Here is a 21153-nt window from a genome sequence, read left to right as displayed (position 1 = left end):
ACAGTGCCTCTCCCGGCCTCCCGCCCCGCGACGATTACGTAGACTTTTGGCGGCCGATTGTAAAATCCCTGTCGTGAATTCGGCTCGGGGACAGTCGACGCAGGTGGGCGCCGTGTTGCTGGTCGCGGTCGTCGTCAGCGTCTCGGCGGTCGGCGGCACGGTCGTCCTCGACCGCGTGGACTCGGGCGCCGACGCGCCGACCGTCGACCTCGACGGCCGGCTCACCGCCGAGGCCGGCGGCGTCGCGCTCTCGCTCACGAACATGGGTGGTGCGACCGTCCCGTATCGCGACCTGTCGGTGGTCGTCCAAGCCGGCGGCGCCAGCGACCGCGTCGCGACCGAGTCCGTCGGTAGCGAGCGCTCGCTCGCGCCCGGTGAAACGTGGCGGCCGTCGCTGGCAGTGGACGCGTCCGCTGGCGACGTCGTCTCCGTCTACGCGGTTCACGAGCCGTCCGGCGAACTGCTGTTCGAGGACGAGAGACGGGTCGCCAGCGACAACGACGCGCTCTCGGCGTCGCTGTCCGTCGACAGCGCGGCCATCGAGACGCCCGGCTCGACGACACTCACCGCGACGGCGAACCACTCCGGCGGGGAGTCGGCGACGTTCGAGTGGGCAGTCGTCGACGGCGGCGCGTACGCGTCGCTGTCCGCGAACACCGGCGACCGCGTGACCCTCGCGGCGTCGAGCGTGACCACGACGCAGACTGTGACGGTTCGAGTGACCGCCGCGGCCGGCGACCAGTCGACGACTCGAACTGTGGACGTGACGCTGACGCCCGCGCCGGACACGGACGCGCCGGCGGTCACGGTGCTGGCGAGTTCGCGGTCGCCGGAGTCGATGCTGGTCGCGGTGTCCTCGGACGAACGACTCGCGTCACTCACGGTCGGCGTCGACGGGCCGGACGACGAGACGCTCGCGCTCACGGACTTCTCGCGCCGCGGCGACGGCCCCGGTTTCGTCTACGAGCGCGCGCTTGACGACGTCGCCGCCGGCACGTACGAAGTCACTGTCGAGCGAGCCGCAGACGACGCCGGCAACGACGGCGCGGGCAGCCGGGACTTCGTGGACGTCGAAGCGGCCGACGAGGACGAGAACGAGGAAGCGGACGACGGCGAGTGGTTCCGCGAGTGGTTCCGCGACTGGCTCGACGACTGGGCCGGCGGCTGGTTCGACTGGGAGAGCAACACGTGGCGGGACTGGTTCGACGACGGAGGATGAGCGGTTTCGGCGGTTCGGCGGCACTCGTCGCCCCGTCGCGACGGCGCGCGGCAGACTGGCCGGCGGTCGTCAGTCGTCGTCCTCGATGACTTCGGGGTCCGAGAGCGCGCTCTGGAGGCTATCGAGGCCGTTGACCCACTCCGTGACGAGGCCGTACTCGACGTCGTCGAGGACGTCCATGTCGAGGTCGTCGCCGTCGATGACGCGCGTGCCGGCGCAGGCGCTCAGGCCGAGCGCGCGGTCGAGGTCCTCCTCCTGTTCGGCTTCGACGGCGGCCTGCACGTAGCCGGTGACGTCGGTCTCGTCGGCGACGCCGTCGGCGAGGTACTGCTCGGCGCTGTAGAACACGCAGACCAGACTCGTCTGGACGCCGTCCACGAGCATGAGCTTGTCCTCGTCCTCGAAGTCGGGCTCGGAGAGCACGACCTCGCGGATGTCGGTGAGCTCGTCGAGGGCTTCCTCGTCGTCGATGGCGTCGTTGTCGTACGCCTTCAGAATCTTCGCGACCGCGATGGCGACGTCGTCCTGGAGGTTCAACAGGAGGCGCGCGGAGTCCTCGTCCTCGGGGTCGATGTCCTCGTCGCGCAGCCGGTCGAGCCAGTTCTGCCAGCGTTCCTCGGAGTAGAACTCCTCCTCGGGGGCACTCATACTCCGTACGCCGGCCGCCCGAGACAAAGGCCTTTCCTTCAACGGAGCGGCGAGCCACGCGTCCGCACGGTCCGACCACGCCGAAACCGCCGCCTCGCCGCTACTCGTCGAGCGTCGCGCGGGTGTCGATGCCGTAGACGGCTTCGGGGGTCTCGACGTGTGCGACCCGGATGACGTCGTCGTGGCCCTGTTCTTGGAGCCAGCGCACGCGCCGCGGCACGGTCTTCGGCCCCATCACGGCGCCCGGCCGGTCGGCGTCGTCCACGAAGTCCGTCTCCATCAGGAACGGCTCGCCGACCTCGACGGCGGTTTCGAGGTAGTCTTTCTCGCACATCACGCTCTTCGTGACGCCGTCGAGTTCGCCGCTGGCGTAGTGTTTCACGACGCGCTCGGGCGGTAAGCCGGCGTCCTCGGCCCACTCTGCGACGTCCGTGAGGTCCTCGGTCGCTTCGGTGTGGAGCTGAAGCGCGACCCCGGTCTCGGCGGCGCGCGTGCAGGCGTGTCGAATGACCTCGTTCGATGCCTCCCAGACGGCGTCGCTGACGTCGTAGTGCGGGCGGCCGGACTTCAGCGCGACCGCGCGGCCGTCGCTGGCGTACTCCGCGGCGACGTCGATGCCCGCGCGCATCAGTTCGCCCGCTTCCTCTGCGGAGAAGCCGCGGTCGTCCACGAGTCGCGAAATCAAGCCGGGGTGGACGCCGAGCACGGGCCACGCCTGGCCCGGCAGGACCTCGCTGGCCTCCTCGACGAGGCGGATGGTCTCCTCGAAGACGGGGCGGAAGTCCGCGCCCGCGTCGGCCTCGACGCCGTGGTGCCACGACGGCTTGTTCACGACGAGCAGGTGCGTGCCGCCGAGGTGAACGAAGTCCTCGACGGCGTCGATGCCGCGGTTGTCGGCGTCGAGGTGGAGGTGGTCGTCCAGAACGGGCGTCCCGAGGTCGGTCATGTCCCGGGGTTGGCGGTCGGCGCCCGAAAACTTGTCCGTCTACTCGCCGAGCACGACCGCGTCGTCGGCGGCGTTCCGGAGCGCGTCCGAGCGCCCGTGCTCGCCGGGCGCGATGGCGAGCGTGCTGACGCCGCGCCGCCCCGCGGTCTCCAGCACGGGCTTGAAGTCCGTGTCGCGGGAGGCGACCGCGAGCACGTCCACGTTCTCGTCGGCGACGAGTTCGGTCGCGTCCACCGCGAGCTTCACGTCCACGTCCCCGCTGGTCACGCGCACGTCGTACCCGCGGGCTTCTGCGGCCTGCATCAGTTCCGGCGTCGCGTGCTCGTCGACGTACAGCCGCGTCACGGCCAGCCGGCCGGCCGCCTCCGCGGTCTCGCGCACGTCGTCTAAGTCCACGTCGAACTCCTCGCGGAGGACGTTCGGCCCGTCCACGAACAGGGCGACGGCCGCGTCGCCGTCGCCGTCTAGCAGGCCGCTGAGTCGCTGCATACCCGCGTTCGGGGGCGCCCCGACAAGAGCGTGCCGGAAACGCGCCCAACGCGAACCGGGATACGAAAACATTACTTGCCGGCCGCCGACGCCACGAGTATGGCTCTCCGAACGCCGCCGCTGTACGGTCGCCACGACGACCGCGGCGCGCAGTTCACGGAGTTCGGCGGGTGGGAGATGCCCGTCGAGTTCGACTCCATCCGGACCGAGCACGCCGCGGTACGGGAGTCCGCTGGCGTCTTCGACGTCTCCCACATGGGGGAAATCGAAGTCGGCGGTCCGGACGCCGAGGAACTGATGCAGCGGCTCACGACAAACGACGTCGCCAGCCTCGACCCCGGCGACGCCCAGTACTCCGCGATAGTGGACGACGAGGGCGTCGTCCTCGACGACACGGTCGTCTACCGGCTCCCGGAGGGCGACGACGCCGAGTACCTGTTCGTGCCGAACGCCGGCCACGACGAGCAGATGTACGAGCGGTGGACCGACTACCGCGACGACCACGACCTCACCGCGACCGTGGACAACGTCACGGGCGAGTACGGCATGGTCGCCGTGCAAGGCCCGGACGCGCCCGAACTCGTCGCGGCGCGCGCCGACGACTCCGTGCTCGACCTCGGGCGCTTCGAGGCCGCGTACGCGGAGGTCGCGGGCGTCGAGTGCTGGGTCGCCAACACCGGCTACACGGGCGAGGACGGCTTCGAGGTCGTGTTCCCGGCGGACGGCGCGGGCGCGGTCTGGGACGCGTTCGCCAACGACTGCCAGCCCTGCGGGCTCGGCGCGCGCGACACGCTCCGCCTCGAAGTCGGGCTCCTCCTCTCCGGACAGGACTTCCACCCCGAGGAGAACCCGCGCACGCCCTACGAGGCCGGCATCGGCTTCGTCGTCGACCTCGACACCGAGTTCGTCGGTCGCGACCGCCTCGCCGCCCAAAAGGAGTCGGGCGTCGACGAGGAGTTCGTCGGCTTCGTCCTGGAGGAGCGCGGCGTCCCCCGCCACGGCTACGACATCCAGAAGGACGGCGACACCGTCGGCGAGGTCACGAGCGGGACGATGAGCCCGACGCTCGACGAACCCATCGGTCTCGGCTACGTGGACACCGACTACGCCGACGACGGCACGAGCGTCGAGGTCGTCGTCCGCGGCACCGGCAAACAAGCAACCATCACCCCCACACCCTTCATCGACCAATGAGCTTCGAAGTACCTGACGACCTGTACTACCTCGAATCGCACGAATGGATCGACCCAGAGACCGGCCACGTCGGCATCTCCGAGTTCGCGCAGGACGAACTCGGCGACGTCGTCTTCGTCGAACTCCCCGCCGTCGGCGACGACCTCCAACAGGACGAGGAGTTCGGCGTCGTCGAATCCATCAAGGCCGTCTCGGACATCTACGCGCCCGTCTCCGGGGAGGTCACCGCCGTCAACGACGCCCTCGAAGACCAGCCCGAACTCGTCAACGACGACCCCTTCGGCGACGGCTGGCTGATAGAACTGGACTTCGACGATGTCGACCTCGACGAACTCTTGGACGCCGACGAGTACGCCGACCAAATCGCCTGACGACCTTTTGCGCTGCGGGCGCGCTCCGCGCGCCCTCGGCAAAAGCTCGGCCAAAAGCGCCGTCGGACCCCACTACGGAGGTCCTCGGCGCCCGCGCTCGCTTCGCTCGCGCGGTGAACCGGCGACCTTCCGGGTCCTTCGGACCACTCGGTCGCCGGATGCTGGCTGTTTCGTGCCGAACGTTCTTGTCGTGCCGGCGTGACCGTTCGCCAATGGCACCGACTGTCGACGACCTGCGGAACGAGATTCGAGAGTCCGTCGGGCGGTACACGCGCGTCGAGTCCACGGGCTTCACGAAGGAGGCGCTGGCGGCCATCTGCGGGGCGCTGGGGTACGACGTCCAGAAGGGGAGTCTGCCGTCGAAGGCCGTGATGCGCGCGGAGATTCGGGTGCGCGTCGGACTGGCCGACGACGCCGACCCCGACAGCGCCGGCGGTGCGTTCCGGAAGGCGGACCTCGAAGCAATCGCCGAGGCGCTCCGCGACTGACGCTCGCAACGCTTGCCGCTCGCAACGCGCGTTCGTGACTACTTCTTCGGAATCGAATACGTTTTGTTACACGTCCGCGGATACTTTCTCGCTGCGCGGGGTTCCGGAACCGGGGGTATCTTGGTGTCCGCTCCGTAAGCGTCGGGTATGTCTGGATTCGATGGCGGTCCGTCGCCGGGAGGACGACCATGAGCGGTCGCGAGCGCGGCAGTCCGTACGCCCCCCACACGGACGACGAGACGGCGGCGATGCTGGACGCCGTCGGCGTGGACGACGTCGAAGCGCTGTTCGACATCCCCGAGTCGGTGCGCTTCGACGACGAGTTCGGCATCGACGCCAAGTCCGAGCAGGAAGCCGTCGTCGAGACCCGCAAGCGCCTGCGGCGCAACGACGACCTCACGGAGTTCCTAGGGCGCGGCCACTACGAGCACTACGTGCCGTCGCTGGTCGACCACCTCTCCCAGCGCTCGGAGTTCCTGACCTCGTACACGCAGTACCAGCCCGAGGTCACGCAGGGGTTCCTGCAAGCCCTCTTCGAGTACCAGTCGATGCTCGTGGAGCTCACGGGGCTGGGCGTCGCGAACTGCTCGATGTACGACGAGGCGACGGCGCTCGCGGAGGCCGCGCTGCTCGCCAAGCGCGTGCGCGCCGCGGACGGCGTCCGCGTGCTCGTCCCCGAGTACGTCCGCGACGGCCACGTCAGCGTCCTCGAGAACTACACGAACGGCGCCGACGTGACCGTCGAGCGCTACGGCACTGACGCCGGGAACGTCGATACCGACGCGCTCGCGGACGCCATCGACGACGACGTCGTGCTGGTGTACGCGGAGAACCCCACGACGACGGGCGCAGTCGAGGAGCACCTGCACGAAATCGGCGACCTCGCGGACGACCACGACGTGCTGTTCTGCCTCGGCTCGGACCCCGTGGCGATGTCGCTGCTCCAGCGCCCCGTGGACGTGGGCGCGGACGTCGTCGTCGGCGACGCCAGCGTCCTCGGGCTCCCCACGAGCTACGGGATGGGGCTGGGCGTGTTCGCGTGCCGCGAGGACTTCCTCCGGCAGGTCCCCGGGCGGCTCGTCGGCGCCAGCGAGGACGCCGACGGCAACCGCGCGTACACGCTCACGCTCCAGACGCGCGAACAGCACATCCGCAAGGAGCGCGCCACGTCGAACATCTGCACGAATCAGGCGTGGGTCGCGCTCCGCACCGCCATCCACGCCGCGTCGCTGGGCTCGGAGGGCCTCGTGGACCTCGCCGAGCGCATGGTCGAACTCCCGCGGGAGCTCGCGGCGGACCTCGACGGCGTCACGGGCGTCCGCGCGCCCGTCCACGACCGCCACCACTTCCGGGAGTTCCTCGCGCACACCGACCAGCCCGCGCCCGCCATCGCCAGCGACCTCGAAGCGGAGGGCTTCGCCGTCCACGCGGTCGGGGACCACCGCCTCCAGGTCTGCGTGACGGACGCCAACGAGCACGCCGCCGACCGCCTCGTCGCCGCAATCGAGGAGGTGACCCACTGATGGAGTTCTACGACCAAGCCGCCTACCGGCAGACCGACGACGAACAGTACGAGCCCCTGCTCGCCGAGAAGGACGAGACGACCACCGAGGTCGAGTCGTCCCTGCCCGACGAGCTGACGCGGGACGAACTCGAACTGCCGAGCCTCGCCGAGCCCGAACTCGCGCGCCACTACGTCCGGCTCAGCCAGCAGAACTACGGCGTCGACTCCGGCCCGTACCCGCTGGGCTCGTGCACGATGAAGTACAACCCCCGGTTCACGGAGGACGTCGCCGCGCTCGACGCCGCGAGCGTCCACCCCGACCGCTCGGCCGAATCGGTGCAGGGGACGCTGAAGCTCCAGCACGACCTCCAGGACTACCTCGGGCGCATCGGCGGCATGGACGCCGTGACGCTCCAGCCGCCCGCGGGCGCCGCGGGCGAGTTCGCGGGCATCCTGCTCGCGGACGCCTACCACGAGGCCAACGGCGAGGGCCACCGCGACGAGGTCGTCATCCCGGACGCCGCCCACGGCACGAACTTCGCCTCGGCGGCGCTGGGCGGCTACGACGTCGTCGAGATTCCCTCCGGCGACGACGGGCGCGTGGACCTCGACGCGCTCGACGCCGCGCTCGGCGAGAACACCGCCGCGCTGATGCTCACGAACCCGAACACGCTCGGGCTCTTCGAGCGCGACATCGAGAGAATCGCGGACATGGTCCACGACGCGGGCGGCCTGCTGTACTACGACGGCGCGAACCTCAACGCCCTGCTCGGTCGCGCGCGCCCCGGCGACATGGGCTTCGACATCATGCACTTCAACGTCCACAAGACGTTCGCGACGCCCCACGGCGGCGGCGGTCCCGGCGCCGGCCCGGTCGGCGTCACCGAGGACCTCGCCGACTTCCTCCCCGAGCCTCACGTTCGGGAGACGGAGAGCGGAAAGTACGAGCGCTACACCCCCGAGCAGTCCGTCGGGAAGGTCCACGGCTTCGCCGGGAACTGGCTCGTCCTGATTAAGGCGTTCGCGTACATCGACCGTCTCGGTGACGACGGCCTCAGCGACGCCTCCGCGAAGGCCGTGCTGAACGCAAACTACCTCGCCGAGCAGGTCGAGTACGACGTCCCCCTCGGCCCGTTCCACCACGAGTTCGTCGCCAGCGCCGGCGAGCAGGACGCCGCCGACGTCGCCAAGCGGATGCTCGACTACGGCGTCCACCCGCCGACGACGAAGTGGCCCGAACTCGTCGACGAGGCGCTGATGACCGAGCCCACGGAGGTCGAGACGAAGGAGAACCTCGACGACCTCGCGGACGCGTTCAACGCCGTCGCCGCCGACGACGCGGCGACGCTCGAAAGCGCGCCGAACCGGACGACCGCGCGGCGCATCGACCAGACGAGCGCCGCGCGCAATCCCCGCCTGTCGTGGCACGACCTCGACTAACTCGGCGCCGCTGAGCGGCCGTTTTTAGCCAATCCTTATTACTCGAAGCGCCCTCGATTAATATATGACCGTCGTCAGCGTCTCGATGCCCGACGAACTCCTCGAACGGCTCGACGAGTTCTCCGAGGACCACGGCTACACCGGCCGCAGCGAGGTCGTCCGGGAAGCGGCGCGCAACCTCCTCGGCGAGTTTGAGGACAAGCAACTGGAGGACCGCCCGCTCATCGGCGTCGTCACGGTGCTGTTCAGCTACGAGAACTCCACCGTCGAGGAGCGCATGATGAACCTCCGCCACGAGTACGAGGGCCTCGTCACGAGCAACGTGCACAACCACGTCGGCGACCACTACTGCATGGAGCTGTTCATCCTCGAAGGCAAGCTCGACGAGATATCGGAGTTCGTCGGGCGCGTGCGCGCCACGAAGGACACGATTACGGTGGACTACTCGGTGATTCCCGTGGACGGCTTCACGCCGCTCTCCGAGGGCTAGTCGACCACCCGCGGCTCGTAGATGCGTTTTCTGGCGTCCGGGATGTAGACCCGTTCCTCGATTAGCCCTGCGTCTTTCAGCAGCGAGAGGCCGTGGCGCGTTGTGCGCTTGGAGAGTCGCGTTCGCTCGCGCAACTCCGCCTGCGTGAGCGGCGAGTCGTACTCCAGAACTTTGAACACGAGCTTCGCGCTCGGCGGCAGGTCCGTCAGGGCGTCGCGTTCGGGCGTCGGTGCGTCGTTACCGTCGGCAAAAACGACCACTGGGCTCTGCCATACGCGTGAGCCGACGACGGGCGGATAGTTAGGTGTTTGGCTCCTCCCAGATACGGCCGGTGTAGCCAGCCGGTCCCGAATCGACCACCACGGCTATCCGCCCGCCGCGCGAACGTAGAGGCGTGACCGGCGCTGCCACCGGGCTCGTCCTCGGGAGCATCATCGGCGCAGTCGCGACAATCGCGGGATCGTACTTCCTGTTCTGGCGACGCCGGCAGGCCGCTCGCGCCCACCTCCGACAGGCGTTCGAGACGGAGCTGGACGCGCTGTCGTACGTCGACGAGATGGCCGACAGCGGGAACTACGAGTCGCTCACGGGAACCGTCGAGCGGCCGGTCGTCTACGAGAGCAACGCCGACGAAATCGGCCAGCTCTCCGGCGAGGAAGTCGAGGCGCTGGTCTCCTTCTACACGGACCTCTACTGGCTGCGCGACCAGCAGGACATCGAGGACAAGAAAGAGCGTGTCCACGAGATTGTCCAGAAGCGCCAGCGAGCGCTCGCCGCGGTACGCGAGCACGAGTAGTCTTCTGCGGCCGACGACCGCCGGTTTTGATATCGCGAGACGCAGTTTACTGGTTGCCGTTCCGACGAGTGGTGAGCTGGTAGACAGACTCGCTGTACGGTTCAGCGACCAGCTCCCGCCAGTTGTGGGTGTACCGGTCCATCACGTCGCCGACGTCCCCGCGCAGGTACTTCACGAGGTAGCCGTCGTCGGTCCGCTGGCGCAGCTCCGTCGTGAAGAAGTGCCGGAAGTAGTGGGGCGTGACGTTCTCCTCGACGCCCGCGCCGGTCGCGTACCACCCGTTCGCGCGCGCCAGGTCCGTGACGTACGCGCGCACCATCTCGCTGGTCAGCCGCTGGCCGTAGTTCTCGGAGACGTTCACGAACAGCGGCTCCGCAGGCGATTCGACGTCCGGGCGAATCGCCAGCCACTCCACGAGCGCGCGCTCGACTTCGTCATCGACGGGGATGCGCGTGTCGCGGTGGCGCTTGTTCCCTTCCGTGCGCTGCTCGCCGTTGACGGTGTCGCCCACGTCCACGTCGCTGGGCACGAACAGGGTGTTCTCGCGGTCGCTGACGGCCGCTCGCGGCTGCACGCCGTAGTACTGCTCAATCGCGGGATTCGAGAGGTGGACGTCCCGCAGGTCGAGGTTGCACAGTTCGCCGACGCGGATGCCGGTCTTCGCCAGCACCACCACGATGGCGCGGTGAAGCGGGTTCCGAATCGAGCCGACGAACTCCCGCATCTCCGCGACGGCGATGCGGCGCCGCGTCGGCGAGGCGTCGCCGCGCTCGCTCATCTCCTCCATCACGACGACCATCGGGTTCTCGTCGAACTCCCCGGTCTGGACCATGTACCCGTAGAATCGGTTGACGTGGACGGCCTTCGTGCGAATCGAGCCCGGCGCGTAGCCGTCCTCGCGAAGCGACTGAATCCACTTCAGGCAGTCTCCCCGGGTGGCGTCCTCGATGGGCGTGTCGCGGGCGGCGAGGAACGCGCGGAGCTGGCGGAGCGTCGTCCGGTAGTCCTCGATGGTGCTGGTCGAGCGGCCGTACAGCTCCATCTCGTCGAGGAACGTCCCGACGGGCCCGTCGTCGTAGTCGGTCGCGGTGCCGGTCCGGGACACGGTCAGTCGTCCTCCGAGCGGACGACGAGACCGTCCTGCTGGATGTCGTAGTCGATTCGGCCGGCGTCGTCGAGGCGGGCGAGACAGTCGGTGACCGTCTGCTCGATGTCGCCGGTGAGCTCCTCGACGACGGCGTCGCGGCTGGCGCCGTCGGCGTCCTCGATGAAGGCGACGATTCGCCGCTCGACGAACTCCGCTAGAGTGGTGTCTTCGCCGCCTGACCCCTGGGGGTCGAGGCCGAAATCCCGGCGTCCAGCGTTGACCATCGCGCGGACGTACGCGGCGCGGCTGGCGAACCCCATCTGCTCGGCCTCCTCGTCGTAGACGTCGCGCTGGTGGCGCGGGACGGCGACGTTGAGCTTCACGTCCTCGGTCATGTGTCCCGACTGTCTCGGAGACGGAGGTTAACGGTTTTGGTGTCCACAGGCGGATTAGGGAGATAAGCCCGTCAGAAGAACCAAAGAAACGCATCTCGACCACCCCAGTTTGGTGGTTGTTGCAGGGTTAGTGCGGTAAGATGGGTACAGTAACCAACGAGTTCGAGCGCGTCGCGACCGCTCCAATCGTTCGAACCGAGGCCACTCGCGTGTTCGGCGAGTGGGCTGCTCGGGGGCGACCGAGGGGGAACTCCACCAAAAACCGAATGCCCATTGCGACGCCGCAGAGTGACGCGGCGCGCTCGACTAAACGCGGTTTCGTCGAACAGCAACGAAGCCGTACTGACGCGAGGGGGTCACGAGAGACGCGCCGGTCGGCTACGTTGTCGGCTGGCCCGACGCGAACGAGTACCGATAGGTAGCTGATTCACTCACCGACTGCACTGTCCGCCTGCGACGCGGTATCGAAACTGCGCAATCCGGCGGGTAGAGAAACATCGACTTCACCCCGTGACACCCTGGTTCACGGAGCGAGAAGCGGGGTCGCGTGGAACGCGTCGATTACGCGCTGACGGAGGAGTCGATGTCGCCGTTAATGCGGACGAACGCGTAGTCGCAGTCCGGACACGACCACTTCGTCTTCTGACCGAGGTGCAGCTCCGTCGCGGCCGCTCGGTAGAACGTCTTCTCCTCGCCGCAGTTCGGGCACTCGTGTTCGAGTTCGCTAGCCATGTCCGGAGTTCGGCGAGCCACCCCATTCAACGTACTGGTTTCCCGAACCGAGCGACGACAGGTAAATCAAATACTGCTATACACAAGTTCTGGGTCGGGGCAAGCGGAACCGCTCACCGACGAGGGGAGCTGAGACTGCTGTGAGTGGCCCGCTCGGCGACGAGTTCCGGCGTCCCGGGAGCGAGTGCAAGGGTCAAGTGGCTCTGTCGCGGACACTCCGGTATGACCGACGAGGACATCGACGACGTGGATCGCGCCATCCTGTACGCGCTCCAGGAGGACGCGCGGAACATGTCGTCGGGAGACATCGCAGAGCGAACCGGCACCTCGGACAGCACCGTCCGCAAGCGCATCCAGCGACTGGAGGAGAGCGGCGTCGTCAAGGGGTACAGCGCGAGCGTGGACTACCAGCAGTCGGGGTACCCGCTGCGGATGTTGCTCTACTGCACCGCCTCGATACCCGAGCGCGGCGAACTCATCCCCGAGATACTGGCCATCGACGGCGTGGTCTCCGTGCAGGAGCTGGTCACCGGGGACGAGAACCTCCTCGTGACGGCCGTCGGCGAGTCGGACGGCGACATCACGTCGGTCGCACAGGAGCTCCTCGACATGGGGTTGACGGTCGCCGACGAGGTGCTCGTGCGGAGCCACGAGACGACGCCCTTCGGCGGCTTCGACCCCGAGACCGACCGCTGAACGCCGGCTGCTTTTCGCCAGTACGTGGGCACTCGCAGTCCGACGCGTCGCTGTCAGTTCGCCGGTGTCGCACGCGCCCGATAAACATAACGTTCTATAATCAACTTTCTGCGAACGATTTGTGATAATAGCCAAGTTTAATAGACGAACCGTTCTCTAGTGTGCGTAGACGCGACCGGAACGGTCCCGGGGTCGGCTCGGGCGCCGCGACGGTCCGGAACCGAACCATGTCGGGACAGGACGCAACGACGACGGTCGGACCACTCCCGGACACGGCGGCGGAGTCGCCGCTCGTGCCCGCCGCACTCACGTGGCTCGTGTGGGCGCTGTTCGCCGCGAGCGTCGGCGCCCTCGCCGTCCGAGCGCGAACCGCGGGCGCGTGGGAGCTCGGCGGCGTGGTCGCCGTCGACGGCCTGACCGTCCTGATGTGGGTCGTCGTCACGTTCTTCAGCGGCGTCGTCCACAGCTACTCGCGGCGCTACCTCGCCGGGAGCGCCCACGAGACGGCGTTCTTCGCCAACACGTTCGGGTTCACGCTCGCCGTGATGGCGCTGGTCGCCGCCGACCACTTCGCGCTGTTCGCGGGCCTCTGGCTGGCGATGGGCCTGCTGATGGCCGAGCTAATCGGCGTCGTCGGCGGCTGGGACCAGGCGAGCGCCGCCGCCGCGGTCGCCCGCAAGCACTTCCTCGCCAGCAGCGGCCTGCTCGCCGTCGCGCTGACCGCGCTGTGGTGGACGACCGGCGCGACGACGATTTCGGGAATCGCCGCGAACGCCGACGCGCTCGGCGGCCCCGTCTGGCTCCTCGCGGCGGGCGCGCTCGTGCTCGCGGCGATGATTCAGTCCGCGCTCGTCCCGTTCCACACGTGGCTGCTGTCCTCGATGACCGCGCCGACCCCGGCGTCGGCGCTGATGCACGCCGGCTTCGTCAACGCCGGCGGCATCCTGCTGGCGCGCTTCGCGCCCGTCGTCACCGCCGACGCCACGCTGATGCTCGCGGTGGTCGCGGTCGGCGCAGTCAGCGCCGCGGGCGGGAAGCTGTTGAAGTCCGTGCAGACCGACGTCAAGAGCAAGCTCGGCTGCTCGACCGTCGGGCAGATGGGCTTCATGATAATGCAGGCGGGCCTGGGCTTCTTCGCCGCCGCCGTCACGCACCTGATTCTCCACGGCTTCTACAAGGCCTACCAGTTCCTCGGCTCCGGGGGACAGGTCGAACGCGCCAGCCCGAGCGACGGCACCCCGCACACCGCGGGCGGCCTCCCGAGCGTCGCCGGCGGCGTCGTGACGCTGCTGACCGGACTCGCCGGCGGCGCGCTGTTCGCGGTGCTGACCGGGAAGGGGACGCACGCCGACAGCGGCCTGCTGTTGACGTTCTTCGTGGTGTTCACCACGCTGCACGCCGCCCGCGACGCGGTCGGACACACGTCGCTGTCGGCGCTCGCGCGCTACGCCGCCGTCCCGCTGGTGTTCTTCCCCGCAATTCTCGTCTACGCCGTCGTCTACGAGGGCGTCGCGGGCCTGCTCCCGGTCGAACAGGCGCCGACCGAACTCACGCTCGTTCACGTCGCCGTCGCCGCCGCGTTCACCGTCATCTACGTCGCCATCGAGACCGGCGTCCACGAGCGCAGCCGGCGGCTCTACGTCGCCCTGCTGAACGCCAGCCGGCCGGCGCCCGAAACCGTCTTGACGAACACGGAGGACTACAATGAGCACTGACACGGCAATCCGCGACAGCATCGAGGAGGCGGCCGGCGTCGTCGGCTCCCTCTGGCCGGTCCACTCGTTCGTGACCGCGAACCCGCTCTCGGGCTTCGAGGACCGGCCCTTCGAGGAGGCGGTCGCGGACGCCGCCGAGCTCCTCGGCGGCCGCGGCTACCCGAGCGCCGAGACGTTCCGCGCGGCCCTCGAGCGGGGCCAGATTTCCCGCGACCGCCTCGACGCGGAACTCGACGAAGCCGGCTACGACGCCGCCCCCGAAGTGCTGCTCGACCAGCTAGCCGACGCGGCCGACCCCGCGGAGGGCGACGCGGACGACGCCACCGAGCACGCCGACCGCGTGCTCTCGAAGTGGCTGTCGGCGTTCCTCGACGAGGGGAGCGCCCACTGGTCGATGCCGAACCGCGAGGCCGGCTTCTACGCCGCGTTCCGCGAGGTCGCCGCCCACGACGACGAGATTCCGGACGCGGGCGTCGCCGCCGACCTTCCCGAGGAGCCGACCGACGCCGTCGCGACGGCCCTCGAACCGTACCCGGAGGGCGAGTGGGAGGCCATCTTCGAGGAGGAGTTGGCCGCACTCCCGGGGTGGACGTGGTTCGTCAATCGGCGCGTCGAGGACGGCGGCGAGTGGCAGTCCGCGCACCCGATTTCGCTGGCGGGCTACTTGGCGGCGCGGCTGGCGGTGCTGGACGCCCTCGACGCCGACCTCTCACCGGACGACGACCCCGGTGAGCCGGACTCTGCGGACGAAATCGCCGCGGCGTTCCTGCGCGCGTGGGAAGCGACCTACCGCGAGGACCTCGTGGACGCCGTCGCGGCCGAGAGCGAGTCGCTCGCGGAGGGCGAGGAGGACTCGGGGCGCCCGGACGCCCAACTGGTGTTCTGCATCGACACCCGCTCGGAGGTCATCCGCCGGCACGTCGAGGAGACGGGCGACTACGAGACCCACGGGTACGCGGGGTTCTTCGGCGTCCCGATGGAGTACGAGGGCTACGACGCCGAGGTCTCCGTCGAGGCCTGCCCGCCCATCGTCGAACCCCAGCACCGCGTCGCCGAGGCGCCGGCCGACGAGGACGCGCACGCGAGCCACGACCGCTGGACGGGCCTCCGCGAGGCGGCCACCGAGGTCGTGGAGACGCTGGAGGCCAACGCCGCCACGGCGTACGGGTTCGTCGAGAGCGCGGGGAGCGGCTACGGCGTCGCGCTCGCGGCGCGCACGCTCGTCCCCGAGCGCGTCCGCGGCCTCGTCGGCGCCGCTACCGGCCCGATTCCGGACGTCCACGAGTTCTGCGAGCCCGACCTCGACCACGAGCACGCCGACGAGGGCCTGCCCGCCGGCCTGACGACCGAAGAGCGCGTCGAGTACGCGGCCGCCGCCTTCGAGTTGATGGGTTGGGAGCAGTTCGGTCGCCTCGTCGTCTTCACCGGCCACGCCAGCGAGACCGCGAACAACCCCTACGAGTCGAGTCTGGACTGCGGCGCGTGCGCCGGCAACCCCGGCGGCCCGAACGCCCGCGTGCTCGCGGCCATCTGTAGCGACCCCGAGGTGAAGGCCGCGCTGCGCGAGCGCGGCTTCGACGTCCCCGAGGACACCGTCTTCCTCGCGGCCGAGCACAACACGACGACCGACGAGGTCGAGCTGTACGACGGCGACGTCCCCGCGAGCCACGCCGACGACGTCGAACAGTTGCGCGCGGACCTCGCGAGCGCCCGTGAGCGCGCGGCCGCCGAGCGCGCCGAATCGCTGGGCGCCGACGGCGACGCGGTCAGCGAGACCGAGCGCCGCGCCGGCGACTGGGCGGAGACCCGTCCAGAACTGGGGCTGGCCGGCAACGCCGGCTTCGTCGTCGGCCCGCGCGAACTCACCAGCGACCTTGACCTCGACGGGCGCGCGTTCCTCCACTCATACGACCACGCCACCGACCCCGACGGCGACGCGCTGGCCGCGATTCTCACCGGGCCGATGGTCGTCACGCAGTGGATAAACGCCCAGTACTACTTCTCGACGGTGGACAACGCCGTCTATGGCAGCGGCTCGAAGGTCACGCACAACCCCGTCGGGAACCTCGGCGTCTACCAGGGCAACGGCGGCGACCTGATGACCGGTCTGCCGCTGCAGTCGCTGACGACCGCCGCCGACGAGCCGTACCACCAGCCGCTGCGCCTCTCGACGGTCGTCCACGCGCCCGTCAAGCGCGTCGAGGGCGTGCTCGCGGAGCACGAGCAACTGCAGGTGCTTCTGGACAACGACTGGCTCGCGCTGACGGTCGTGGACCCGACCCGCGACCACCGCGCGTTCCACTACGAACAGGACCTGTCGTGGACGCCCGCCGTCGCGGAAGCCGAACTCGAACCCGAGACGCAGCGCGCGGCCGCCGTCGCCGACGACTGACTCGCGTTCCTCACTCGCCGGGGACGAACACGTCCCCTTCTACGTCCGTCCGCACGCCGTGCCTAGCCGCTGCGACCGACTCCGGGGGGTCGTCGTCGGCGTACCTGCTCGCGTAGCTCGCCCGCACGGCGTCCCGGACGCAGGCGCGGGCGGCGGCGCCCACTCGGGTCGCGCTCCCGGAGAACGCCGCCGGCTCGCCCGCGGGGTCGCAGGCCGCGACCACCGCGTCCGTCGTCGTCCCCGGGAACCCGACGGTTTCGAGCAGCGTCGCCGTCTTCGCCTCCGCGGCGACGGCGACGAGGTTCGCGAGCGCGGCGTCGTCCAGCGCGCGCGTCGTCCCGACGAACACGTTCACCGTCCCGGCGACGGCTTCGGGTTCCTCGGGGAGCGCACCGTCCTCGGGGTCCATCGGGAGCGCCGCGGGGTTCGACACGCCGACGGTCGCGACTGCTTCCACGGGCCCACGGCGCGCGCCGCGGGCGTGGCGCTGTGCTACCCCAGTGAACAGGACCGGCTCGTCGCCCGCCCGCGAGAAGCCGGCGTCGGCGAGCCGGTCGGCGACGTACGCGTCGAGGTCGCCCGGGTTCCAGCCCTCGGGGACGGTGACGTTGTACGCGCGGTCGGCGGCCGCGAAGCCGCCGTCCCAGCCCGTGGAGAGCCAGCGCGTCCGCTCGCGTTCGAGTTCGAGCACGCCGTCCCGCGTCGCCGCGTCAAACATCCAGCGCCTCCAGCAGCCGGTCGTTCTCCTCGGGCGTGCGGACCGCGATCCGGACGTGGCTGTCCAGCCCGCGGAACGTCGTCGCGTCCCGAATCGCGACGCCCCGGGCTTCGGTCGCCTCGCAGAGCGCGGCCACGTCCCGGTCGCCGACGTCGAGCAGGAGGAACGGCGCGGCCGAGTCGAACACGTCGAAGTCGTCGGCGAGCGCCGCTCGGAGCCGCTCGCGCTCGCTGGCGACGCGCTCGCGGGTCTCGGCGACGAACTCCGCTCGGCGCATCGCGTGCGCGCCGACGGCCGCCGCGGGCGTCCCGAGGTTCCACGCGCGCCGCGCCGTCCGCAGGTTGTCCAGCCGGTCGCCGGTCGCCACGAGGAAGCCGGCGCGGAGCCCGGGCAGGCCGAACAGCTTCGTGAGCGAGCGCGCGACGACCACGCCCGGCGTCCCCGCCAGCGATTCCTCGTCGGTGAATCCGAGGAACGCCTCGTCGACGAGCAACTCGGTGTCGGCCTCGCGGCAGCGCGCGGCGAACGCGCGGAGGTCGTCGGCGCCGTACAGCGTTCCGGTGGGGTTGTTCGGGTTGCAGACGACGGCCATCGCGTGCCCGTTCGGGTCCGCGTCGAGGAGTTCGTCGTGCGGGACGAACGCGGGGTCCGCGCCCTGCAGTTCGACCTCGCGGGCGTACTCGCCGAAGCTCGGGTACGGGACGAGCACGCTGTCCCCGGGTTCGACGCGCGTCTCGACTGCGAGCCGGATGCCCGCGAGGCCGCCCGGCGTCGGCACGACGCGCTCGGGCGCGCAGTCCACGTATCCCGCGGCGGCGTCGCGGAAGTCGGGGTAGTCGTCGTTCGGGTACCGGCCGGCGTCGTCGAGCGCGGCCTCGTACACCTCGCGGACGCCCGGCGGCGTCCGGGGGTTCACGTTCGCGGAGAAGTCCAGCACGTCGGGGTCGTCGCTGCCGCCGTGGGGCACGCGGCCGGCGTCGCGGACGGCATCAGGGTCCATCGTCTCCCTCCACGACCTCGCCGGATTTCGGTGCGTCGGTCCGCAGCGCGAGCAGACGCTCCGCGAGCGCGGCGTCCGCCCGCCGATTCACGTTCACCGCGAGGCGCGCGTCGTAGCTCCGGAACACGCTGTCCGCGTCGTCGGCGACGACGTTCACGCCCGTCGGCACCCACGCGCCGTCCTCGTCCGTGCTCGCGCCGAGCGCGTCCTTCAGCGCGGCGGGCACGCGGACGCTCGTGGAGCCGTCCGCCGCGTCCAGCACGGTGTCCACGACGGCGCCCTCTAACAGCGGGAGGTCCGCCGCGACGGTCAAGACGGGAGTCTCCACGGTGTCGAGCGCGGTCAGCAGGTCCGTGACGTACCCCTCGCCCGGCGTCTCGATAATGGGCAGCTCACCTTCGAGGTGCGCGCGCGTCTCGGGCGCATGCGGGGAGACGACGGCGTGCGTGGTCTCAACGCGGCTCTCCGCGAGCGCGTCCTTCACGTAGTCTACCATCGGTCGCCCCGAAATCTCGAACAGCGGCTTCTCCGCGCTGCTTTCGAGGCGCGTGCCGCGGCCGCCGCACATCAGGAGAGCGTCCACGCGACCACCCCCACGTGCAGGCCGACGACGCGGCCGACCTCGTTGACGGCGCCGAAGACGTCGCCGTTCACGCCGCCGAGGAGCGCGCGCAGGCGCCACACCGCGGCGAAGCCGGCGGCGACGGCCCCGGCGAGCGCGCCCGCGGCCGCCGGCGTCGGCCACGAGAGCGCGACGGCCGGGAGCGCGACGAGGACGGCGGGGAGTAACTCCGACCTGCTCGCTCGCTCCGTGAACTGCGAGCCCAGCCCCTCGTGCGCGGCCGTCCCGAAGCACGCGACCGCCGCCATCCCGAGCTTCGCGCCGACCTCGCTGGCGACGACGACCGCAATCGCGGCGCGGGTCGGCAGTCCCGCGACCCCGAGCGCGCCGAGCACGAGCCCAGCGACCGCGACCGCGACCGCCGCGACCGCGCCGACGCCGACCGTGGTGTCCTTGAGGACGCGCGTGCGCTCGTCGCTGTCCCCGTGAACGACGAGCGCGTCCCCGACGTCCGCGACGCCGTCGAGGTGATTGATGCCCGTGACGGCGAACACGGCGGCGAGGTACGCGAGCGCGAGCGTGCCCGGCGGGAGCGCGTCGAGCGCGAACGGCACGGCCAGCAGCGCGCCGACGGCGTAGCCCGCCAGCGGGAACGCCCACGGCGAGCCCCGGAACGCCGCCCACGCGGCCTCGCTGTGACCGACGCGGAGCCGCGTCAGGAACCCGAGCGCGCCCCGGAGCGCGCTCACGACCACGCGACCACCCCCGCGGCGAGCGCGTACGCGAGCGCGCCGGCGACGCCGACGACGCGGACGCCGCGCCGGCTCTCGGCGACGGTCGGAAACTCCCCGCCGAGCGGCAGGTCGTAGACGCCCGGCTTCGCGAGGCGGACGCCGAGCACTGCGGCGAGCGTCGCCATCGGCCACCCGGAGTTCGGGGACGGCGGCGCGTCGGCGTGCTCCCGAGCGCGAGCGAGCGCGGCCGCGTCCAGTCCCACGAACGCGACGAGCGCGGCGCTCACGCGCGCGGGAAGCCACATCACCGCGTCGTCGAGGCGCGCGCTCGCGGTCCCGACCGGCTTCGAGCGGTACCCCAGCATCGAGTCCAGCGTGTTCACGGCCTTCACCCACGCCGCGGCGGCCGCGGCGACCGGCAGCGAGACGACGGCGCCGACCGCGAACGCGAGCAGGGGCGCGACGAGGCCGTCCGCGAGGTTCTCCGCGGCGCTCTCGACGGCCGCGCTCCGCAGTTCGCCCGCCGAGAGGTCGTCGGCCTCCCGGCCCGCGAGCGACGTGAGGCGGTCGCGGGCGGCGTCGAGGTCCGTCTCGGTCGCCGCGACGACGGCGCGCGCTTCCGCCGAGAGCATTCGCAGACTGGTGGTGGCGAACAGCGCGAGTCCCGCGACGCCGGCGGCGACTCGGGCGTCCACGCGGCCCGCGAGCGCGACGAGCGACCCGACGAGGACGGCGGCAACAAGCGGCAGGACGACGGCGACGAGTGCGCCGACCGCCAGCGGGTGCGTCCACTCGCGGTCGAACGGCGCGACCGCGCGGCCGAACCACGCCACCGGGTGCAGGCTCGCTGGTGGCTCCGCGAACGCCGCTTCGAGCGCGAACGCGAGCGCGAGCGCGCCCGCCGCGGTCAGGGACACGCTATCGCCTCCAGTTCCGACGGCACCGACTCCAGCGGCGTCTCGTCGAGGAGCACCGCGCGCCCGCCGACGGCTTCGATACCGCCGTCCGCGTCCCGGTCGTCGCCGACGTGGACGAGCGATTCGGGGGTCGCGTCGAGGGCGTCTGCGGCCGCCTCGAACGCGCGCGGGTCTGGCTTCCGCCAGCCGCAGCCGACGCTCGTCACGACCGTCTCGACGTTCAGGTCGGCGCGGTCGAGCGCGCGCCCGACGAGCTCGGGGACGCTACAGTTCGAGAGGACGGCGACCCTGCCGTATTCGCGGGCGGCGGAGAGCGCGTCTCGCGCGCCCGGACGGACTGAGACTGGCCGGTCGAACGCGGCGAGCGTCGCTTCCCGGACGACGCCCGGGTCGGCGTCGACGCCGCGGCTCTCCAGGGCGGCCGCGACGTGGACGGGGAGCGGCAGTTCCGCGCCCTCGGGGACGGACTCGTGGGGTTCGCGGTAGGCGTCCGCCCAGTCGTCGGGGACGGGAACGTCGCGCGCTGCGAGCGCGTCGGCGACGGCGCTCGCGGGGCGCTCGGGGCGCTCGGCGGCGACCAGCGTCCCGAAGAGGTCGAACGTCGTTGGCACTGTGGGTTA

24 protein-coding genes are annotated in these 21153 nt (G+C 70.5%); 11 read left to right on the top strand and 13 right to left on the bottom strand.

Annotated elements, in window-relative coordinates; genetic code table 11:
* The first annotated feature begins 73 nt into the window (after nt 1–73).
* Nucleotides 74–1219 carry a type IV pilin gene (locus tag HHUB_RS09265; protein WP_169793405.1) on the top strand — a complete coding sequence of 382 codons (1146 nt, stop codon included), beginning with the start codon at nt 74–76 and terminating at the stop codon, nt 1217–1219.
* 69 nt (nt 1220–1288) lie between these two features.
* Here HHUB_RS09265 and HHUB_RS09260 read toward each other — a convergent pair whose 3' ends face one another.
* The 3 genes from HHUB_RS09260 to HHUB_RS09250 form a co-directional block, all read right to left on the bottom strand.
* Nucleotides 1289–1867: a DUF2150 family protein gene (locus HHUB_RS09260; RefSeq protein WP_059057335.1), complete on the bottom strand. Its 579-nt coding sequence runs from the start codon at nt 1865–1867 to the stop codon at nt 1289–1291.
* Between the two features lie 100 nt (nt 1868–1967).
* Nucleotides 1968–2813, bottom strand: coding sequence for a TatD family hydrolase (locus HHUB_RS09255; RefSeq protein ID WP_059057334.1), 846 nt, complete (start codon nt 2811–2813; stop codon nt 1968–1970).
* Between the two features lie 39 nt (nt 2814–2852).
* On the bottom strand, nt 2853–3302 hold the full coding sequence (locus tag HHUB_RS09250; protein ID WP_059057333.1) for an NYN domain-containing protein: 450 nt from the start codon (nt 3300–3302) through the stop codon (nt 2853–2855).
* A gap of 99 nt (nt 3303–3401) precedes the next feature.
* On the opposite strand from HHUB_RS09250, the gene gcvT reads away from it, so the two are divergent.
* The 6 genes from gcvT to HHUB_RS09220 all read left to right on the top strand — a co-directional run bounded on the left by gcvT (nt 3402) and on the right by HHUB_RS09220 (nt 8789).
* Complete coding sequence (gcvT, locus tag HHUB_RS09245; protein WP_059057332.1) at nt 3402–4496, top strand: glycine cleavage system aminomethyltransferase GcvT; 1095 nt, start codon at nt 3402–3404, stop codon at nt 4494–4496.
* Nucleotides 4493–4867: a glycine cleavage system protein GcvH gene (gcvH, locus tag HHUB_RS09240; protein ID WP_059057331.1), complete on the top strand. Its 375-nt coding sequence runs from the start codon at nt 4493–4495 to the stop codon at nt 4865–4867. Before gcvT ends, gcvH begins: the two co-directional genes overlap by 4 nt.
* A gap of 212 nt (nt 4868–5079) precedes the next feature.
* The gene (locus HHUB_RS09235) at nt 5080–5355 is read left to right on the top strand and encodes a hypothetical protein (protein ID WP_059057330.1); all 276 of its coding nucleotides are present in this window, start codon (nt 5080–5082) and stop codon (nt 5353–5355) included.
* A 188-nt stretch (nt 5356–5543) separates the two neighbouring features.
* The gene (gcvPA, locus tag HHUB_RS09230) at nt 5544–6878 is read left to right on the top strand and encodes an aminomethyl-transferring glycine dehydrogenase subunit GcvPA (protein ID WP_059057329.1); all 1335 of its coding nucleotides are present in this window, start codon (nt 5544–5546) and stop codon (nt 6876–6878) included.
* Nucleotides 6878–8299 carry an aminomethyl-transferring glycine dehydrogenase subunit GcvPB gene (gene gcvPB / locus HHUB_RS09225; protein ID WP_059057328.1) on the top strand — a complete coding sequence of 474 codons (1422 nt, stop codon included), beginning with the start codon at nt 6878–6880 and terminating at the stop codon, nt 8297–8299. Before gcvPA ends, gcvPB begins: the two co-directional genes overlap by 1 nt.
* A gap of 64 nt (nt 8300–8363) precedes the next feature.
* Nucleotides 8364–8789, top strand: a complete 426-nt coding sequence (locus HHUB_RS09220; protein ID WP_059057327.1) for a CopG family ribbon-helix-helix protein — start codon at nt 8364–8366, stop codon at nt 8787–8789.
* On the opposite strand, the gene HHUB_RS09215 is transcribed toward HHUB_RS09220, so the two are convergent.
* On the bottom strand, nt 8786–9049 hold the full coding sequence (locus HHUB_RS09215) for a winged helix-turn-helix domain-containing protein (RefSeq protein WP_059057326.1): 264 nt from the start codon (nt 9047–9049) through the stop codon (nt 8786–8788). The two genes, HHUB_RS09220 and HHUB_RS09215, sit on opposite strands and share 4 nt — an antisense overlap.
* A 134-nt stretch (nt 9050–9183) precedes the next feature.
* Between HHUB_RS09215 and HHUB_RS09210 the strand changes: the two genes are divergently transcribed.
* A complete protein-coding gene (locus HHUB_RS09210) occupies nt 9184–9585 on the top strand; it encodes a hypothetical protein (RefSeq protein WP_059057325.1) in 402 nt (133 codons plus the stop codon).
* Between the two features lie 46 nt (nt 9586–9631).
* Here the strand turns inward: HHUB_RS09210 and HHUB_RS09205 are convergent, their stop codons facing one another.
* The 3 genes from HHUB_RS09205 to HHUB_RS17080 all read right to left on the bottom strand — a co-directional run bounded on the left by HHUB_RS09205 (nt 9632) and on the right by HHUB_RS17080 (nt 11799).
* A complete protein-coding gene (locus HHUB_RS09205; protein ID WP_059057324.1) occupies nt 9632–10690 on the bottom strand; it encodes a tyrosine-type recombinase/integrase in 1059 nt (352 codons plus the stop codon).
* Between the two features lie 2 nt (nt 10691–10692).
* Nucleotides 10693–11067: a DUF5805 domain-containing protein gene (locus HHUB_RS09200; RefSeq protein WP_059057323.1), complete on the bottom strand. Its 375-nt coding sequence runs from the start codon at nt 11065–11067 to the stop codon at nt 10693–10695.
* Nucleotides 11068–11628: 561 nt separating this feature from the next.
* Nucleotides 11629–11799, bottom strand: coding sequence for a DUF7838 family putative zinc beta-ribbon protein (locus tag HHUB_RS17080; RefSeq protein ID WP_169793404.1), 171 nt, complete (start codon nt 11797–11799; stop codon nt 11629–11631).
* Nucleotides 11800–12021: 222 nt separating this feature from the next.
* Here HHUB_RS17080 and HHUB_RS09195 point away from each other — a divergent pair, with 222 nt between their 5' ends.
* From HHUB_RS09195 to HHUB_RS09185, 3 genes are all read left to right on the top strand, one after another.
* Complete coding sequence (locus tag HHUB_RS09195; RefSeq protein WP_059057322.1) at nt 12022–12495, top strand: Lrp/AsnC family transcriptional regulator; 474 nt, start codon at nt 12022–12024, stop codon at nt 12493–12495.
* Nucleotides 12496–12722: 227 nt separating this feature from the next.
* Nucleotides 12723–14210 (top strand): proton-conducting transporter transmembrane domain-containing protein, encoded by a 1488-nt coding sequence (locus tag HHUB_RS09190; RefSeq protein ID WP_059058256.1) that lies wholly within the window; start codon nt 12723–12725, stop codon nt 14208–14210.
* Nucleotides 14200–16602 (top strand): DUF2309 domain-containing protein, encoded by a 2403-nt coding sequence (locus HHUB_RS09185; RefSeq protein WP_059057321.1) that lies wholly within the window; start codon nt 14200–14202, stop codon nt 16600–16602. The genes HHUB_RS09190 and HHUB_RS09185 overlap by 11 nt, the downstream gene beginning before the upstream one ends.
* Nucleotides 16603–16612: 10 nt before the next feature.
* Here the strand turns inward: HHUB_RS09185 and HHUB_RS09180 are convergent, their stop codons facing one another.
* Genes HHUB_RS09180 through HHUB_RS09155 form a run of 6 tightly spaced genes read right to left on the bottom strand, consistent with a single transcriptional unit; the run spans nt 16613 to nt 21144 of the window.
* Complete coding sequence (locus tag HHUB_RS09180) at nt 16613–17320, bottom strand: adenosylcobinamide amidohydrolase (RefSeq protein ID WP_059057320.1); 708 nt, start codon at nt 17318–17320, stop codon at nt 16613–16615.
* A complete protein-coding gene (gene cobD, locus HHUB_RS09175; RefSeq protein ID WP_059057319.1) occupies nt 17313–18320 on the bottom strand; it encodes a threonine-phosphate decarboxylase CobD in 1008 nt (335 codons plus the stop codon). The genes HHUB_RS09180 and cobD overlap by 8 nt, the downstream gene beginning before the upstream one ends.
* Nucleotides 18310–18888 (bottom strand): NTP transferase domain-containing protein, encoded by a 579-nt coding sequence (locus HHUB_RS09170; protein WP_179204571.1) that lies wholly within the window; start codon nt 18886–18888, stop codon nt 18310–18312. The genes cobD and HHUB_RS09170 overlap by 11 nt, the downstream gene beginning before the upstream one ends.
* Nucleotides 18888–19637, bottom strand: a complete 750-nt coding sequence (gene cobS, locus HHUB_RS09165) for an adenosylcobinamide-GDP ribazoletransferase (RefSeq protein ID WP_059057317.1) — start codon at nt 19635–19637, stop codon at nt 18888–18890. The genes HHUB_RS09170 and cobS overlap by 1 nt, the downstream gene beginning before the upstream one ends.
* A complete protein-coding gene (cbiB, locus tag HHUB_RS09160; RefSeq protein WP_059057316.1) occupies nt 19628–20533 on the bottom strand; it encodes an adenosylcobinamide-phosphate synthase CbiB in 906 nt (301 codons plus the stop codon). Before cbiB ends, cobS begins: the two co-directional genes overlap by 10 nt.
* A complete protein-coding gene (locus HHUB_RS09155; RefSeq protein WP_059057315.1) occupies nt 20524–21144 on the bottom strand; it encodes an HAD family hydrolase in 621 nt (206 codons plus the stop codon). The genes cbiB and HHUB_RS09155 overlap by 10 nt, the downstream gene beginning before the upstream one ends.
* Nucleotides 21145–21153: the final 9 nt, after the last annotated feature.

It is taken from the genome of Halobacterium hubeiense, assembly GCF_001488575.1.
GTDB classification, from domain to species: domain Archaea; phylum Halobacteriota; class Halobacteria; order Halobacteriales; family Halobacteriaceae; genus Halobacterium; species Halobacterium hubeiense.
Note: the sequence above shows the minus strand (reverse complement) of the source record. Positions and strands in the feature narration are given on the sequence as shown.